This is a genomic window from Iodidimonas nitroreducens, assembly GCA_000710935.1.
Taxonomy (GTDB): Bacteria; Pseudomonadota; Alphaproteobacteria; order Sphingomonadales; family Rhodothalassiaceae; genus Iodidimonas; species Iodidimonas nitroreducens.
The window spans coordinates 243,252-260,578 of sequence record BAYV01000109.1 but is presented as its reverse complement, the minus strand read 5'-3'; the positions used below and the strand labels follow the sequence as shown (position 1 = coordinate 260,578).

General features: G+C 58.8%; 17 protein-coding genes. 12 read left to right on the top strand and 5 right to left on the bottom strand.

Annotated features, from left to right (window positions below):
- Positions 1–925, bottom strand: a 925-nt coding sequence (locus AQ1_RS14245) for a tetratricopeptide repeat protein (protein ID WP_161760644.1), incomplete at its 3' end; no start/stop codon positions are given.
- A 422-nt stretch (positions 926–1,347) separates the two neighbouring features.
- On the opposite strand from AQ1_RS14245, the gene AQ1_RS14240 reads away from it, so the two are divergent.
- The 5 genes from AQ1_RS14240 (at position 1,348) to AQ1_RS14220 (ending at position 4,901) form a co-directional block, all read left to right on the top strand.
- Positions 1,348–2,079, top strand: coding sequence for a ParA family protein (locus tag AQ1_RS14240; protein ID WP_042088372.1), 732 nt, complete (start codon positions 1,348–1,350; stop codon positions 2,077–2,079).
- A 63-nt stretch (positions 2,080–2,142) separates the two neighbouring features.
- The gene (locus tag AQ1_RS14235; protein WP_042088371.1) at positions 2,143–2,616 is read left to right on the top strand and encodes a hypothetical protein; all 474 of its coding nucleotides are present in this window, start codon (positions 2,143–2,145) and stop codon (positions 2,614–2,616) included.
- Positions 2,617–2,618: 2 nt separating this feature from the next.
- Positions 2,619–4,004 carry an SPOR domain-containing protein gene (locus tag AQ1_RS14230; protein WP_042088370.1) on the top strand — a complete coding sequence of 462 codons (1,386 nt, stop codon included), beginning with the start codon at positions 2,619–2,621 and terminating at the stop codon, positions 4,002–4,004.
- Between the two features lie 194 nt (positions 4,005–4,198).
- Complete coding sequence (locus AQ1_RS14225; protein WP_042088369.1) at positions 4,199–4,705, top strand: Hsp20 family protein; 507 nt, start codon at positions 4,199–4,201, stop codon at positions 4,703–4,705.
- Complete coding sequence (locus tag AQ1_RS14220; RefSeq protein ID WP_042088368.1) at positions 4,686–4,901, top strand: DUF1150 family protein; 216 nt, start codon at positions 4,686–4,688, stop codon at positions 4,899–4,901. Before AQ1_RS14225 ends, AQ1_RS14220 begins: the two co-directional genes overlap by 20 nt.
- A gap of 3 nt (positions 4,902–4,904) precedes the next feature.
- On the opposite strand, the gene AQ1_RS14215 is transcribed toward AQ1_RS14220, so the two are convergent.
- The gene (locus tag AQ1_RS14215) at positions 4,905–5,810 is read right to left on the bottom strand and encodes a P1 family peptidase (RefSeq protein WP_042088366.1); all 906 of its coding nucleotides are present in this window, start codon (positions 5,808–5,810) and stop codon (positions 4,905–4,907) included.
- Positions 5,811–5,911: 101 nt separating this feature from the next.
- On the opposite strand from AQ1_RS14215, the gene ggt reads away from it, so the two are divergent.
- Entirely contained in the window at positions 5,912–7,723 is a 1,812-nt protein-coding gene (gene ggt, locus AQ1_RS14210; protein ID WP_042088516.1) for a gamma-glutamyltransferase, read from the top strand.
- Positions 7,724–7,731: 8 nt separating this feature from the next.
- On the opposite strand, the gene AQ1_RS14205 is transcribed toward ggt, so the two are convergent.
- Complete coding sequence (locus AQ1_RS14205; RefSeq protein ID WP_052371319.1) at positions 7,732–9,963, bottom strand: primosomal protein N'; 2,232 nt, start codon at positions 9,961–9,963, stop codon at positions 7,732–7,734.
- Positions 9,964–10,114: 151 nt separating this feature from the next.
- On the opposite strand from AQ1_RS14205, the gene fsa reads away from it, so the two are divergent.
- Positions 10,115–10,768 (top strand): fructose-6-phosphate aldolase, encoded by a 654-nt coding sequence (fsa, locus tag AQ1_RS14200; RefSeq protein ID WP_042088365.1) that lies wholly within the window; start codon positions 10,115–10,117, stop codon positions 10,766–10,768.
- Between the two features lie 39 nt (positions 10,769–10,807).
- Here fsa and AQ1_RS14195 read toward each other — a convergent pair whose 3' ends face one another.
- Entirely contained in the window at positions 10,808–11,353 is a 546-nt protein-coding gene (locus AQ1_RS14195; RefSeq protein ID WP_161760642.1) for a PAS domain-containing protein, read from the bottom strand.
- A 103-nt stretch (positions 11,354–11,456) separates the two neighbouring features.
- Between AQ1_RS14195 and AQ1_RS14190 the strand changes: the two genes are divergently transcribed.
- Entirely contained in the window at positions 11,457–12,374 is a 918-nt protein-coding gene (locus AQ1_RS14190) for a tyrosine recombinase XerC (RefSeq protein ID WP_313977853.1), read from the top strand.
- A 5-nt stretch (positions 12,375–12,379) separates the two neighbouring features.
- Here AQ1_RS14190 and bioB read toward each other — a convergent pair whose 3' ends face one another.
- Complete coding sequence (bioB, locus tag AQ1_RS14185) at positions 12,380–13,348, bottom strand: biotin synthase BioB (RefSeq protein ID WP_042088510.1); 969 nt, start codon at positions 13,346–13,348, stop codon at positions 12,380–12,382.
- Positions 13,349–13,580: 232 nt separating this feature from the next.
- On the opposite strand from bioB, the gene bioF reads away from it, so the two are divergent.
- The 4 genes from bioF to AQ1_RS14165 all read left to right on the top strand — a co-directional run bounded on the left by bioF (position 13,581) and on the right by AQ1_RS14165 (position 17,280).
- Positions 13,581–14,738 carry an 8-amino-7-oxononanoate synthase gene (bioF, locus tag AQ1_RS14180; protein WP_042088508.1) on the top strand — a complete coding sequence of 386 codons (1,158 nt, stop codon included), beginning with the start codon at positions 13,581–13,583 and terminating at the stop codon, positions 14,736–14,738.
- Positions 14,735–15,424 (top strand): dethiobiotin synthase, encoded by a 690-nt coding sequence (gene bioD, locus AQ1_RS14175; protein WP_042088362.1) that lies wholly within the window; start codon positions 14,735–14,737, stop codon positions 15,422–15,424. The genes bioF and bioD overlap by 4 nt, the downstream gene beginning before the upstream one ends.
- A 204-nt stretch (positions 15,425–15,628) precedes the next feature.
- Complete coding sequence (locus tag AQ1_RS14170) at positions 15,629–15,871, top strand: hypothetical protein (RefSeq protein WP_042088360.1); 243 nt, start codon at positions 15,629–15,631, stop codon at positions 15,869–15,871.
- A gap of 74 nt (positions 15,872–15,945) precedes the next feature.
- Complete coding sequence (locus tag AQ1_RS14165) at positions 15,946–17,280, top strand: adenosylmethionine--8-amino-7-oxononanoate transaminase (RefSeq protein ID WP_081837362.1); 1,335 nt, start codon at positions 15,946–15,948, stop codon at positions 17,278–17,280.
- Positions 17,281–17,327 lie beyond the last annotated feature (47 nt).

Genomic DNA, 17,327 nt, shown 5'->3' with positions numbered 1-17,327 from the left:
GGGTCAGGGGGGGGGCCGGGGGAGAAGCCGCAGGGGAAGTGGGGGAAGAAGCCGGGACGGCCGCGGCCGAAGTGGCGGCTGTTTCGCCCACAGATTGGGGGCGCGGAACCGGGGTGATGGTCCGCCCCTGCTCATCTCTTTCCGCCATCCGGGTCACGCCGGGCTGTTCATCGGCATCCCGGATGGCCGGTTGCGAAGCCGGTTGCGTGGCGGGCGCCGGTGCCAAGGAAGGTTCGGCATCGCCTGAAGGCCCGGTCGCAATCTGAGACTCTTCAGGCTCCAAAAGTTCGGGTGACAGGGTTTCCGCCTCGCGGCGCTGGCTGACATCCAGATAGCGATCCATGGTTTCGCGGGCTTCATTGGCTTCAGGCAGGCCATTTTGCGATGCCAGCCCCATCCAAGCCCGTCCGCGCACCAGATCCCGCGCCACCGCATCGCCATTCCAGTATAAAAGCCCCAAACGATATTGCGACAGGCCATGATCATGGCGGGCGGCATCCAGCCACCAGCGCACCGCCTGCTGGCGATCGGCTTCATCAGCCGTTTCCGCATCGAAAAGCTGGCTGGCCAGAACATATTGCGCTTCCGCAAAGCCCTGATCAGCTGATTGACGCAGAAAATCGGTGGCCCGGTCGCTATCGGCCTCTACCCCCAAACCCCGACGATAAAGGGTCGACATATTATAAAGGGCCCGGGGATCGCCCGCATCGGCCAGCGGCTGCCAGGCCTTGCGCGCCGCTTCATAATCCCCGGCCAGATAATGGGTACGCCCCTCATCCAATGCCGAAAGGGACAGGGGGGCCTCATCCTCAGCCTGATTCTGGGCCTGATTCTGGACCTGATTCTGGGCCTGCATCGCCTGCGCTCGGGGCATCGCGCAGATCAGCGCCGCCGCCATCATCGGCAGAACAAAGCCGAGCCGCATGGCACCCTTCCATAGCCAAGCGATGCGGTGCCACCCCCCCGCATTCCCAGCCTGTTGCCAAACCCCGATCATCATCCCTTGCATGCTCTTGCTATCACCTTCCATCCTGCGCGCGCCCATCCGCCATGCTTAGCGAAAAGCGGGCGGTGGGTCCAGAAGCGACATGCCGAAAATGCCGCCCCGTTGCAGCCTGAACTGTCTTTTTAATTAAATTGATTAATACTTATTATAATTAAAAATTTATCAAATTAAATGGCTTTTTACTCGTCTTTATTAAATCACTTTACGGTTCTTTAAAGCCATTCTTTTAGTTTATTCACTGATAATCGCCTATCCCGAGTCTGATTTCAGGCATCAAGACATCAAGGCATCAGCTATTCGGGATTCGAAAAGTCGAGACACAAGCTCAAAGGAACAGGCACATGCGCGTGATTGCTTTTGCATCTCAAAAGGGCGGATCAGGCAAAACGACCCTGAGCGGACATATGGCCGTAGCCGCAGAACGCGCGGGCGCCGGGCCTGTGGTGCTGGTGGATACCGATCCTCAAGGATCATTATCGGAATGGTGGAATGAACGGGCCGATCCCGCCCCGGCTTTTGCCCGCACATCCATTTCGCGGCTGATCAGCGATCTGGATGATCTGCGCGCCCAAGGGTTCAAACTGGCGGTGATCGATACCCCCCCGGCCATTACCATGGCCATCCAAAGTGTTGTGGCGATCAGTGATATGGTGGTGATCCCCACCCGCCCATCGCCCCATGATCTGCGGGCGGCCGGGGCCACGGTGGATCTGGTGGAGCGGGCGGGAAAGCCACTGGTGTTTGTCATCAATGCCGCCACCGCCCGGGCCCGGATCACCTCTGATGCGGCCATTGCCCTGTCGCAGCATGGCACGGTGGCCCCCACCACCATCCATCAGCGCACCGATTTTGCCTCCAGCATGATCGATGGGCGCACGGTTTTGGAAATCGGCAAGCCCGGCAAATCCGCCGAAGAGGTGGAAGCCCTGTGGCGCTATCTGCATGATCGGCTGGAACGCACACACCGGCGCACGGTGTTCAATGGCCGCAGCCATCCGCGATCCATCGGCAATGGCAGCGCGGCCCGCAGCTTTGGCCGCAAAAACGATCTGGCCGATCAATCCGCATGGTGATGATGGTACGGGCTTTTGGCCCGATGCGTTCAGAAGAGTCAAAAAGAACAGGAGACAGATGAAATGTCCCATGTCGCCCGCTTGAATGCCGGCCTGCTGGCCCGCAAAGGCAGCGCCAGCCCGGCTTTCATGCCCCAAAAAAGCGGCCAAACCAGCCCCGTCTCGGACGCCAGGCTTTATGGCGATGCCCACCGCCCCCCCGCGCATCAAGGGCCGGATCATCTGCATACACGGGCCAAAGGCGTGGCGCCAAAGGCCCCGCGGCCGGATCAGCCTCATAAGCCTCATGCACCACAGAAATCTGGCAATACAGATGGCGTAACGGATCAGAAACGAATTGCCCTTAGCCTAAGGCTCGATAAAGAAAAGCATCTGCAATTAAAGATCCTCTCGGCGCATCTCAATCAATCAGGCCAGATGATCCTGGAAAACGCCTTGGATATGATCTTGGAATCTTATCAGGACCGCCTGCCCGATTGCGCTTGTTTAAAAGGCATGAATCCCAAACAATGCTGCCAGCAAAAAAGGCATGAATAAAGGTGAGCGAAAAACAACCCGTCCTATCCCTGCGGCATCATACACCCGCCCCGGCTCTGGCCCTCGCCCTTGGTCTGGCCACGCTGATGGTGGGTGCCTGCACCTCATCGCCGATGGTGCAGCAGGCTGCCATGCCCGCATCCGGGGCCGAAGCGGGGGATAAGGCCCCGTTGCTCAGCCTTGCCCGCAGGCTGGCCGATGAGGGCCGCCATGCCGCCGCCATCCCGCTTTATCGGCAGGTCATCTCGGGCGGTGCAATGCGGCCACAGGGGCTGGTGGGTTTGGGTCAATCGCTGATCGCCATGGGGCAAATCGCCGAAGCCGAAAAAACCTTCCTGCTGGCGGTGCGTGCCGATAAAAATCTGGCCGCTGCCTATCTGGGTCTGGGTGAGGTTGATCTCGCCTTTGGCCGATCCGAACTGGCGCTCAAGCAATTTGATCAGGCCATCGCCACCGCCGGGCCCATCCCCTTGCCCGAGGCCCATTCAGGCCGGGCGGTGGCCCTTGATGCTCTGGGCCGCCATGATGAAGCCCTCAAAGCCCATGATCGCGCCCTGCAAAGTGGCGGTGATGATCTCAATCTGCGCAGCAATCTGGCCCTGAGCCATGCGCTTTATGATGAGAATGAAAAGGCCATCGCGCTGTTGGAAGACATCGTGAAAAGCCCAAAAGCCAAAGCCCAGCATCGGCAGAATCTGGTTTTGGCCTATGTTTTTGCCAATCGGATGGAACCGGCAGGGCAGATGGCCCGGGTTGATCTTGATCACCGCTCAGCCTTGGAAACGCTCGCTTATTTCCGTGAATTGGAAAGCCTGCCGCCCGCCCAAAGGGTGGCAGCCCTGATTTTGGGCCTGCAATCCCCGGCCCGCACGCCATCGGATCAGGCCATTCTGGTTTTTGAAGAAACCGAAGACAAATCCCGTGCCGCCGCCCGGCTTGTGACGGCACCAGAACCAGAACCTGCGCCAGAACCTGCGCCTGCGCCCCAGCCTGAACCTGAGCCAAAACCTGAACCTGAGCCAGAACCCGCACCCGAGCCGGTGGACCTGCCGCCGCTGATCGAACCCGAAGGCTGGTCGGTGCAGGTGGCCGCCTATCGCACCGCCGATCAATTGATCAAGGGCCAGAAATATTACTGGGATCATTATCAGATCATCCTCGAACCTTTGGAACCGCGCCGGTCTGAGGTGGATTTTGGTGATCGCAATACCGCGCCCCGGGGCTTTTTCTATCGCCTGAATGCCGGACCTTTGCGGGATCTGGAACAGGCCCGGGATGTGTGTGCCGCCCTTAAAAAAGCCGGAGCACCCTGCTGGATCAGGCCGCCCGAGCCACCCGAAGGCCGCCTGCCGGATGAAGCGGCACAGCAAGATGAAGCGGAAAAATGATCAGGCCGCGCTGCACCGGCTGATCACCCCTCTTGACCCGAACCGATCCCAACCCCAAATATTTTGAACCCAAGGCCAGCTTTGCCGCAACGATCAGGATTGCTGGCCCGGGTTCGGGTGCTTATCCGGTGCTTTATGTTGATCTCCATGGGAGATGGGCCGGATGAGCGGATCGCTTCTAAAGGAGGACAACCATGTCACGCTTATCTGTCTTCAACAGCCCCCTGCTTTTGGGCTTCGATCATATCGAACGGATGCTCGATACCGCTGCGAAAAGCGGCAATGATGGCTATCCACCCTATAATATTGAACATCTCGATGATCGCACCTTGCGCATCACTTTGGCGGTTGCCGGATTTACCACCGATGATCTCGACATTTCGGTGGAAAGCAATCAGCTTGTGATTCGCGGTCGGCAAAATGAGGAAACCGAGCGGACTTTCCTGCATCGCGGTATTGCCACGCGCCAGTTCCAGCGCAAATTCGTGCTTGCCGAAGGCATGGAGGTTTCGGGTGCTTCTTTGGATAATGGCCTGCTCAATGTCGATCTCAATCGGCCCGAGCCTGAAAAATCGATCAAAACCATCGAGATCAGGCAAGGCGACCACAGCTCGCGCAGCATCAAACGCAATCTTGAAGGAAAAGCCGCGTCTCCTTCGGATGCCAAAGAAGGGATCGCCTATGAACGCTCCGACCACTGATCGCTTTTCGGATCGGGACTTTGCTGAATTGGGTGCGCCGCATCTGGTTTATATCCGGTCCGTCAAATCCCAAAACGGCGATAAAAGCTTTTGTCTTCATGCCGCCAATGGCATCAAGCTTGCGGATGCGCCCAGCTTTCCTGAAGCGCTGATGGTCGCCCGCTCCCACGAGCTGATGCCGGTTTCGGTGCATTAAAGCTCAAAATTGTGCCGTCGATGCCGCGCGCAGGGCTTTTTCAACGGCCTTTGCCAAAGCATCGGCGGCCATCGTTCCCGCCACCAACAGGCTGCGGGCATAAGGCTGGGGCGGGCTGATCGCCCCGGTTGAGAGAGCAAAAACGCTATCCCCATCAAAAGGTGTGTGGATCGGCCGCAAGCTGCGCGCCAAACCATCCTGAGCCATCATCGCCAACCGCTTGCACCCCGCTTTATCAAGGGCGAGATCGGTGGCAATGGCGGCAATGGTGGTATTCGCCCCCACCAATCCTTCTTTTGGCATGGGTATGCGATCCCGGCGATCATCGATGGGCGGACCATAGGCATTCACTGCCACCAGCGCCCCCACCGAAAAACCGCTTTCGCAACGGAAAGCCGCCGTGCCGAGCCCGCCACGCTGGCCCCCGGCCCGCGCCCCAAAGCCTGCCCCCACAGCCCCTTCGCTGATCGCAAGACCAGCCGCATCACAAGCAGCCATCCCCAGATCGCGATAGGGGGGCAGCGATCCCCAGTTTTTATCGCCACCATTGGCCAGATCATAAAGAATGGCACCGGGCACCACCGGCACGAAACACGGCCCCAAAGCCAGCCCCCTTTGCCGCACCGAAAGCCATGAAACAACCCCATCCACCGCCGCCAGCCCAAAAACCGAGCCCCCCGAAAGCACCAGCCCATGAAAGCTGTTGACGAGGCAGGTTGGATCAAGGGCATCGGTTTCCCGGGTACCGGGGGCGCCGCCGCGCACATCCACACCCATCATGACCGGATGATCGGGCAGAATAACGGTGGTGCCGGTTTGCACCTGCGCATCATGGCTATTGCCAACCAGAATCCCGGCGATATCGGTGATCCGATCATGGGCTGTGGGTTTAATGGGTTCGTCACTCATGGGGCTTTGGCTCTGTGATCAAAAGGCCTGACTGGATGCTTTTCTTGTTGCACACCTTTGCTATAGTGGGCGCTTGCACCCTTATCAAGGATCGTTCATTCATGCGCTCACCCTTTCTGCCCGCCAGATCCGCAGCCTTTCTCTCCGCCCTGCTGCTGTCCCCCCTCTTTTTCACAGCCGCCCTTACCCTCCCCTCGCGGGCCTTTGCTCAGGATGGCGCGCCTTCAGCCCAAACCGATACAGAGGTTGTCGAGGCTGAAAAGCACATGGCCATTGCGGCCAATCCCCATGCCAGTCGCGCCGGCTTGGCGATGCTCCGCCAGGGGGGCAGTGCGGTGGATGCGGCGATTGCCATGCAGGCGGTGCTCAGCTTAGTAGAGCCACAATCATCGGGCATTGGCGGGGGTGGCTTTCTGCTCCATTATAATAAAGCCGATGAAAAGCTGATTGCTTATGATGGGCGGGAAAAAGCACCTCAGACCGTGGATGAAACCCTGTTTTTAGATGAACAGGGCAAGCCCATGGGCTTTTTGGAAGCGGCTTTTGGCGGCCGCGCCGTAGGTGTGCCCGGGGTGATGGCGATGCTGGCACTGGCCCATCAGGAACAGGGCAAATTGCCTTGGGCCACCCTGTTCAAGCCCGCCATCGATCTGGCTGAAAACGGTTTTGAAATCTCGCCCCGGCTTTTTTATCTGCTGGATGGGCGGGCCAGGCTTTATCGCGAAGCGGGCTATAGCCTTGATCGGCTGGGCGCTGCGGGCCGCTATTTCTTTACCGAAGACCTAGAGGCAAAACCCCTTGGCTTTTTACTGAAAAATCCCGTCTATGCAAAAAGCCTGCGCCAGATCGCCGAGCAGGGCGTTTCCGCCTTTTATGAAGGCGAGATTGCCCAAAATATAGTTGAAACGGTGCAGAACAACCCCTTTGCCCCCGGGGCGCTGAGCCTTGAAGATCTGGCCAGCTACGAGCCGATCAAGCGCGAAGCGGTCTGTGGGCCCTATCGCAGCAATCGCGTGTGTTCCATGGGCCCGCCTTCATCGGGGGGCACCACCATGCTGGCGATTTTAGGCATTTTGGAAGGCTTTGACCTTGCCGCCCTCACCCCCTATGGCCCGGATGCGGTGCATCTTTATGCTCAGGCCAGCGAGCTTGCCTATGCCGATCGCAATCTTTATTCCGCCGATCCGGCTTTTGTTTCCGTGCCGGTGAAAGGGCTGATCGATCCCGCCTATCTGGCCAAGCGCCGCGCCCTTATCGATCCCGCCAAAGCCATGGGCGAAGCCCCGGCGGGCGACCCGCCCCATGATCAGGGGGCGCTGTTTGCCCCCCATATCGGCCCGGATATTCCCTCTACCAGCCATCTTGTGGTGGTTGATGATGCGGGCAATGTGGTTTCCTTCACCACCACCGTGCAGATTGCTTTTGGCAGCTTTTTGATGAGCGGCGGCTTCATCATCAATAACCAACTCACCGATTTTTCCTTTGCCCCCGAAGTTGAGGGCATCAAGGTTGCCAATCGGGTGGAACCGGGCAAAAAGCCCCGCAGTTCCATGACCCCCACCATCGTTTTCGATGAGCAAAATCGGGTGCGTATGGCCATCGGTTCCCCCGGCGGGTCGCGGATCATCAGCTTTGTCACAAAAACTCTGGTGAATGTGCTGGATTTCAGGATGAATATCCAAGAGGCCATCAGCGCCCCCAATCTGGTGGCGCAAAGCGGTATTCTGGAAATCGAGCGGGATCGCGGCCTGCTCGATCTGATGGATGCCCTGCGGGCCCGGGGGCACGAAGTTCGGGATCGTACCCTTAATTCCGGCCTGCATGGCTTGACCGTGCATTATGATGAGGATGGCACAGCCCATTATCGGGGGGGGGCCGATCCCCGGCGCGAAGGCGTGGCGCTTGGAGATTGAGCAAAAGCCTATAGAAAGCTGTAGGGATCCACATCCACCCGCAATCTGACCGAAGAGGGCAGACGAACGGTGGCCAGCCATTGCTTTAAAATCTTCTGGATCGGCTGATCGCGCCGGGTTTGCAGCAACAGGCGCTGGCGATGCTGGCCGCGCAGGCGGGCCAAAGGCGCGGGTGCCGGACCAAAAACCGCAATCCCCGGGGCCATCGGCGCGGCGCGGGCCACCGCCTTTGCCGCCCCATTAAGGGCATCGAGATCAGGGCCGGATAAGATCAGAGCCGCCAATCGCCCGAAAGGGGGCATCCCCGCCGCCCGCCGATCCGCGATATCCTGATCGAGAAAGCCATCCCGATTGCCGCTGATCAGCGCTTCGGTCACCGGATGCGAGGGATCATAGCTTTGAAGATAAACGATGCCCGGTCGATCCGCCCGCCCGGCGCGGCCCGCCACCTGCATCAATTGTTGCCAGCAGCGTTCCCCGGCGCGCAGATCGCCGCCCCGCAGGCCCAGATCGGCATCCACCACCCCCACCAATGTCAGCATCGGGAAATGATAGCCTTTGGTAATGATCTGGGTGCCGATGATGATATCCGTTTCCCCGGCTTCGATCCGACCGATCAGCATCCGGGCCTTGGCCGGGCTTGTGATGGTGTCAGACGTCATTACATCAAGCCGGGCATCGGGCCAGCGCCGGGCAGCTTCTTCGGCCACCCGCTCCACCCCCGGGCCACAGGCCACCATGGCATCTTCCGCCCCGCAGGCCGGGCAATCGGGCTGCGATGGCTGGAAATAGCCGCAATGATGGCACTGCACCTGCCGCTTATAGCGGTGTTCCACCAGCCATGTTGAACAGTGGGGGCAGGATAAACGCTCGCCGCAGGATCGGCACAAGGTGAGCGGCGCATAGCCGCGACGATTGAGAAACAACAAGACCTGCTCGCCCCGGGCCAGGGTTTCATCCACCGCATCCACCAGCCCTTGGGCCAGCCACTGGCCGCTTTCCGGGGGATCGACCCGCAGATCAAGGGCGCGGATATCGGGCAATTGCGCCGATCCAAAGCGCGATGGCAACAGGCAATGGCGATAGCGCCCCTCCCGCGCATTGAGCAGGGTTTCAAGGGCGGGGGTGGCTGAGCTTAAAATCACCGGGCAGGCTTCCATCCGCGCCCGCACCACCGCCATATCCCGGGCATTGTACAAAACCCCTTCTTCCTGCTTGAAGCCGGGATCATGTTCTTCATCCACCACGATCAGGGATAAAGCGCGAAAAGGCAGAAACAGCGCCGACCGCGCCCCCACCACCACCCGCGCCCCGTTTGATGCCACCTGATGCCAGGCCCGCCGCCGTTCCGCCGGGCCAAGATCGGAATGCCACTGCACCGGATAAACGCCAAAGCGTGCCTTGAAGCGATCCAGCCATTGGCTGGTGAGGGAAATTTCCGGCAAAAGCACCAGAATCTGTGCATCATCGCCAGCATCCAACTGCAAGGCCCGGGCGATGGCTTCAAAATAAACCTCGGTCTTGCCCGATCCGGTCACCCCTTCCAAAAGCACCGGCGCAAAAGCCTTTGCCACCACCAGATCGCATAATATCTGTGCCGCCCGGCTTTGATCGGCGCTTAAATCTGCCCCCAAACGATCGGGATCGGGCGCGGGAAAGGCACCGTCGCCGCTTTGTTCGGTGATCATCAAAACCCCCGCCTGCACCAGCCCGCGCACCACGGCATCGCTCACCCCCGCCGCCGCCGCCAAGGCCGCAATGCTTTGGGGCGGCCCGCTTTTTGCTTCATCGAGCACCGCTTTTCGGGCGCGGGTCAGCCGCAGCCCTTGATGATCGGCATCGGGCGCCGGGGCGCATAATCGGCGAGTGGGGGCTTTCGCCTCAATCACGATCGCCGGTAAGGCCATCCGTAAAACCGCCCCCAACGGCGCCATGGTATAGCGCGAAACCCAGCCGATGAAGCCCCGCATGGCTGCCCCCATGGGCGGCAGATCCAAAACCGCTTCAATGGGTTTCAGCCGATCATCGGGAATGGGCGTGGCTTTCGCATCAAGGCCGGGGGCATCATCATCCCAGATCACCCCCAGCCGGCTTTGGCGGCCAAAAGGCACCCGCACAATGGCACCGGGCCTGCACAACAGGGCTTTGCCATCCTCTGTGAGAGGGGCAAGATAATCGAAAGGCTGCGCCACCGGCAAAGCGAGCAAAACCTTCAGACGTTGCGGCTGATCATAAGACATAAAAGATTGAGACAGCTTTTGTTTATGGACAACAGATAGGCTCGTGGCAGCGATCAAGAACGCCGGATCATCTTGTGCATGGCTTGCATTTCACGCAACAAAGGGATAGCACAGCCCCATGCAGCCTTCACCATAACTCAGGATCATGGCCATGAAATTCTTTGTCGATACCGCCGATGTTGCCGATATCCGCGAACTCAATGAAACCGGATTGCTGGATGGGGTCACCACCAATCCATCGCTGATCATGAAATCAGGCCGGAATTTTCTGGATGTGGTAGCCGAAATCGCCGACATTGTGGATGGACCGGTATCCGCCGAAACGGTGGCGCTCGATCATGCAACTATGCTGAAAGAAGGCCGCAAGCTGGCCGCCATCGCCGATAATATCGCCGTAAAAGTGCCGCTGACCATGGATGGCCTCAAAACCTGCAAAGCCTTGTCGAGCGATGGCATCATGGTCAATGTGACCTTGTGCTTTTCTGCCAATCAGGCGCTTTTGGCGGCAAAGGCCGGGGCTACCTTCATTTCACCTTTCGTGGGCCGTCATGATGATCATGGCTTTGATGGCATGGATCTGATCGAAGATATTCGGATCATCTATGATAATTATGGCTTTGATACCGAGATTCTGGTGGCCTCGATCCGTCACCCCATCCATGTGCTGGAATCCGCCCGCATCGGTGCCGATGTCGCCACCATGCCCGCCGATGTCATCCGCAAGCTGGCCAATCATCCCCTGACCGACAAGGGGCTTGAAGGCTTTTTGAAGGATTGGGCGGCAACCGGCCAAAGCATCCTTTAAGAACCGTCGATCATTGCACCTGCAAAGGCCGTCTCAGGATCATGAGGCGGCCTTATAGATTTCCACCCGATCCATGATGCCGATCCCCATCGTTGCTTTTGTGCCCTCCCGCCGCAAAGGCAGCGACAGAAATTCGATATGCACATGCCTGCGGCCATAAGGGGCGAGCGACGACAGGAAATAAAGCGGCGCTTTTCCCTGATAGAAATCGGCCCCATAAAGGCGCATGGCTTCAACCCATTCCGGGGGCAGAATATCGCTATTCAAATGGCCCGATGGATCTTGTGCCAGCGTTTCCACCACATAGGTGCCCGCCAGCCGCACATGCACGGCATCGGCCTGGGGCACATGCTCCCAGATCGAAAGCCGGGGCAGCAGGCCCTTCATCTCATGGGGCGACAGATCAGCACGCCGGGGAATATCCCCGCTGCATTTCATCAGCCAATAGGCAAAAAGCTGCCGGCTGTGATCGCTGCGCAAGTGATGCTTGAAATCATTGATCTGCGCCGGGTTGGGCCAGTCTTGCGCAAAAGACGGACCAACGATACGCTCATAAAAGGATGCCGTGTTATCAGAAACAACCATATGCATTCACCTGTCTCACCATGTTTATAGTCGCAGGCCTTTTTTGAACAATCAAGACACATATAAAGATATTCAGTGTGATATTGATGTAATCAATCCTTCTGTGGTTGAAATTTTCAAACAATGGAGCCGCTATATTACCACAGAGAAAAGGTTCTCTGCCCATACAATACAGTCCTATCATCACGATGTTTTGATGTTATTGAAATTTTTAAATAAACACCGTGATGATTTTGAAGATGAAACCGATTTCCAAAAACTGACTGTAGCTGATTTTCGCGCCTTTCTGGCCCAGCGCCGAACGGATGGATTGGGATCGCGCTCTTTGGCCCGGGCCTTATCGGCCCTGCGCTCGTTTTTCGGCTATCTGGATCGCGCAAAGGGCATCAAATGCGATGCCTTGGCCGCCGTGCGCAGCCCGAAACTGCCCCACCGCCTGCCCCGGCCCATCGGTATCAAGGATAGCCGCACCCTGCTCAGCAGTATCGGGGATGAAGCCCGCGAACCCTGGATCGGTGCCCGCGATTGTGCCGTTTTGAGCCTGCTTTATGGCTGCGGCCTGCGTATTTCCGAAGCCTTGTCTTTGCACTGCGGCGATATCGCCGGGCGCGATATGCTGATCATCAAAGGCAAGCGCGATAAGGAAAGGCTGGTGCCTGTTTTGCCGGTGGTTGCAAAAGCCATTGGCGATTATCTGGTCTTATGCCCCTATCCCCAAAGCCATGAGCGGCCCTTGTTTTTAGGCGTGCGGGGGGGCCGTTTGGGGGCGCGGGCGGTGCAGGCGGCGATGCAAAAGGCCCGCTATGCGCTGGGCCTGCCGGAAAGCGCCACCCCCCATGCCCTGCGCCACAGCTTTGCCACCCATCTTCTGGGCAATGGCGGCGATCTGCGCACCATTCAGGATCTTTTGGGCCATGCCTCTCTTTCCAGCACCCAGCTTTATGCCGATGTGGATCAGGTTCATCTGATGAACAGCTATGAAAATGCCCATCCCCGGGCCAAAGCCAAGAAACAGCCCTGAAGGCTTTAAGCCGGGCTGATGCCCAGCTTCTGGAACAGGACCCGGTCGCGATCATGTTCGGGATTGCCGGTGGTGAGCAGCTTTTCGCCATAAAAGATCGAATTGGCCCCCGCCAGAAAAGCCAGAGCCTGACATTCCTCGCTCATGCTTTCCCGCCCTGCCGATAAACGCACCGCCGAGCGGGGCATGGTGATGCGGGCCACGGCGATGGTCCGCACGAATTCCAAAGGATCGAGGGGTGCGGCATCGGCCAGCGGCGTGCCTTTCACCTGTACCAGCATATTGATCGGCACCGATTCGGGATGCGGTGTCATGGTGGCCAGCACCTCCAGCATCGAGGCGCGATCCCCCACGCTTTCGCCCATCCCCACAATGCCACCGCAGCACACGCTCATCCCGGCTTCCCGCACATGGGCCAAAGTTTCAAGGCGTTCGTCAAAGGTGCGGGTGGTGATGATCTCGCCATAATATTCGGGCGAGGTATCGATATTATGATTGTAATAATCAAGGCCCGCCGCCCGCAAACGCTGGGCCTGATGGGCTTCCAGCATCCCCAATGTCATGCAGGTTTCAAGGCCCAGTGCTTTCACTTCGCGAATGATGCCTTCCAAAGCGGGCAGATCGCGATCTTTCAATCTGGTCCAGGCCGCCCCCATGCAATAGCGCGAAGCCCCCCCGTCCCTGGCGCTTTGGGCATCGGCCAGAATGGGGCCGATATCCATCAGCTTTTCCGCTTTCACTCCGGTCGCTTCGGCAAATTTGGCCGATTGCGGGCAATAGGCGCAATCTTCGGCACAGCCGCCGGTTTTGATCGATAAAAGCTGGGAAAGCTGTACCGTGTTCGGATCATGAAAGGCCCGATGGATTTCGGCCGCCCGAAAGATCAGATCGGAAAAGGGTAAGGCAAAAAGAGCGCCGATCTCGGCTTTGCTCCAGTCATGGCGGATGCTGCCTTTAAGCTTAGGATCATCCATGCTTTCAAAAGCAGACAGCGCAGACGCTTTTGCAGTCGAGGGCGTTTTAAGGGATGTGTTGATGCGCGTGGCCATAGCATATCCATTCATTGGGGGGCACCAAACGCTTGCCCGCGCTTGGCCGCGAAGTCAAGCCCGGCATCGCCCGATATTTCACAAAAACAGGGCGGATCATGCGGCCCAAAGCGCATGATCATTGACCTGCAATCCCGAATGGCGCTATCGCCTGATCATGATCAAACCCTCATCCCTTGCGGCCTTCGCTGAACAAAAGCTTGATGCCCTGCGCGATGCCGCACTGGATCGCCATCTTCATCCCACGGCCCGGGGGGCGGGGATGACGGCCCGGCGCCATGGGCAGGATCTGATCTCATTTTCCGATAATGATTATCTGGGGCTTTCCACCGATCCGCGCCTGATCGAGGCGGCGGTGGATGCAACCCGGCGCTATGGGGCGGGGGCCGGGGCTTCAAGGCTGGTGAGCGGCGATCATCCCCTTTATGCGCGGCTCGAAGCCCGGCTGGCGGCGTTCAAGGGCACCGAAGATGCGGTGGTTTTTGGCTCGGGCTATCTGGCCAATATCGGCTCTGTTCCGGTTTTTGTGGGCCGTGAGGACCTCATCGTCATTGATGAATGGGCCCATGCCTGCCTGCACAGCGGCGCGCGGCTGGCCCAATCCCGGTGTTTGCGTTTTCCCCATAATGATATGCACAGCCTTGATCATCTGCTGGCCACCCATCGCCGCGATCATCGCCATGCCCTGATCATCACCGATGGTGTTTTTTCCATGGATGGCGATCAGGCCCCCCTTGCTGAATTGACCGCCCTCGCCCAAAAGCATCAGGGCTGGCTGATGGTGGATGATGCCCATGGCGTGGGTGTTCTGGGCAAAGGGCGGGGCACCCCGGCACAGCAGAACCAGCAGCCCGATCTTTTGATCGGCACCTTATCAAAGGCTTTGGGCAGCTATGGCGGCTATGTGGCCGCCGACCGCCCGGTGATCGAGCTGATCCGCAATCGCGCCCGCAGCCTGATCTATACCACCGGCCTGCCGCCGGCCGCCATCGGCGCGGCCCTTGCCGCCCTCGATATCATGGAAAACGACCCTGATCTCTGCGCCAAGCCGTTGATGGCGGCACAATATTTCTGCCAGGCTTTGGGCCTGCCCGAACCCCAAAGTGCGGTGGTGCCGCTGATTTTGGGAAGCGCGGAAAAAGCCCTTGCGGCGCAGGCGAAGCTATTGGCGCGGGGGTATCTGGTGGTGGCCATTCGCCCCCCCACCGTGCCCGATGGCACCGCCCGGCTGCGCTTTTCTTTTTCCGCTAGCCACCGCCAAAGGGATATTGATGGCCTGATCGCCGCCCTTCAGGATACGGGGATTATATCATGACCGGATTGTTCATCACCGCCACCGGCACCGGGATCGGCAAAACCCTGCTCACCGCCGCATTGGTACATCAACTGCGCCACGCCGGGCGAAGGGTGCAGGCCATCAAACCGATCATTTCCGGCTATGCCCCCGAGGATGAAACAAGCGATACGGCCCTTTTGCTCAAGGCTATGGGGCGGCCCTCATCGGCCGCTGCCGATATTTCGCCCTGGCGGTTTGCGGCCCCGCTTTCACCGGATATGGCCGCAGCCCTTGAAGGGCGCAGCCTTCCTTATCAGGCGCTTCTCGATTTTTGTCGGCAGACCATGGCCGCCCCCGGCTTCACTTTGATCGAAGGGGTGGGCGGGGCCTTTGTCCCCCTTGATGATCGCCATCTGGTTGCCGATTGGATCGCCGGTCTGGGCTGCCCGCATCTGCTGGTGGCGGGCAGCTATCTGGGAAGCCTTAGCCACAGCCTGTCGTGTATCGAGGGGCTGGCGCATCGCGGGCTTGCACCCTCGGCCCTGATCGTCAGCGATAACCCCGATCATCCGGCCGCCATCCCCCTGAACGATAGCTGCCACAGCCTGTCTCGTCATGTCTCCTGCCCGATCATCAGCCTGCCCCGACTCGATGGCCCCGACCCTTGGGCCCACGCCCCCGATCTTTTGGCCGTGCTTGATCGGCTGGGTATTCTGGCTGCCTGACAGGACGACCTGTCGCCCGCTTTTTGAGGCGGCAAGCTTTGCGCCCTCAGCCCGGCAAAGCCTGCCCGCCCGCCCGGACATGGGCTTTGATTTTTTGTTATCATTAATTTTATATCGCATAAAAACAATGGCTTAAAATGTTTTTTTAAACTGGCCCGGCATTTGCTGATGAAACGGCATCATCCTTTATACCGGGAGCCTGTGATGCCTGCTTTGCCCCTAACGCCGATTGTGAATGACTTTGATCCCAAGGTTTATTTTGAAATCGCCGCCAGTACGCTGGTCAGAAATTTTGGGGATCGCGCCCTTTATTATGCCGATGAAGCCCTGAAGAAAATGCGCGCCATCGATGATGCGGATGGCTTTGATATGTGGCTGGGAATTCATCAGCATATTCTGGAAATCATCCGTGATGGGCATGTGCCTGCGGGGGTCTCGATTCATTAGAGCAAAGCCGGGGCTGAACTTTTCGATGGACCATGATAGGACTATGGCGCTTTTTCCCAAAGGAGTGCGCAGCCATGGTCGGCCATCCCCCGCCCAAAGATCAGCCCGGCTTTTCTGATCAGCCTGATTGGCCCGGTCAGCCTGATTGGCCCGGTCAGCCTGATTGGTATGAAGCCGGGCTTCAGCATCTGTGGTTTCCCTATAGCCAGATGAAAACCGCCCAGCCGCCTTTGGCCATTGCCTCTACCCATGGAGAAAGGCTGCAACTGGCCGATGGGCGCAGCCTGATCGATGGCATCGCCAGCTGGTGGACCGCCGCCCATGGCTATAATCATCCGCATATTCTGGCGGCCATCCAAAAGCAGCTTCAGGCCATGCCCCATGTGATGTTTGGCGGCCTGATGCACGAACCCGCCGCCCGGCTGGCTGCGCGGCTGGCGCAGCATCTGCCCGGCGATCTGGATCGCGTGTTTTTTGCCGAATCCGGCTCAGTTTCGGTCGAGGTGGCGATGAAGATCGCCCTGCAATATGGCATCAACCAAGGCCGCCGCCGCCATCGTTTCCTGTTTTTTCGCCATGGCTATCATGGGGATACTCTGGGCACCATGGCGGTATGTGATCCCGATGAAGGGATGCACCGCCATTTTGAAGGGATGCTCGCCCAACAAATTATGGGGGAATTGCCCGATGATCCGGCCCGCCTCACGGCCCTTGATGATCTGATGAGCCGCCATGCCGATGATCTGGCGGCGGTGATCATCGAGCCATTGGTGCAGGGTGCCGGGGGCATGCGGTTTCATAGGCCAGAGACTTTGAAGGTCGTGGCCGATCTGTGCAAAAAGCACGATATTCTCCTTATTCTCGATGAAATCTTTACCGGATTTGGCCGCACGGGAACGCTTTTTGCCTGCCAGCAGGCGGGGATCGTGCCCGATATCATCACCCTTTCCAAAGCCCTGACCGGCGGCACTTTGCCCTTATCAGCAGCGATTGCCCGGCGCGGCATTTATGATGCCTTTCACAGCGATGATCCCGATCATGCCCTGATGCATGGCCCCACCTATATGGCCCATGCTTTGGGTTGTGCGGCGGCCAATGCCTCCCTCGATCTGTTTCAATCAGAAGATCGCTTGGGCCAATGCGCGGCCATTTCCCGGCAATTGGCCGACGAACTTGAGCCCTGCCGCCATTTTCCCGGCGTGCGCGATGTGCGGATATTGGGGGCCATCGGCGTGGTGGAATTGATGCGCCCCCCCAATATCGATAAGCTCAGGCAGGCCTTCATCGACCGTGGCCTGTGGATCAGGCCCCTTGGCTCGGTGGTCTATCTGACCCCGGCGCTGACCATCAGCCCTGCGGATCTTTCCGCCCTGACCGAAGGCATCAGGGCCTGCCTGAAAGATCTGTGAGGCCAGCTCTCGCGCCACCAGAATGTCGATAGCACCCATCGGGCCCC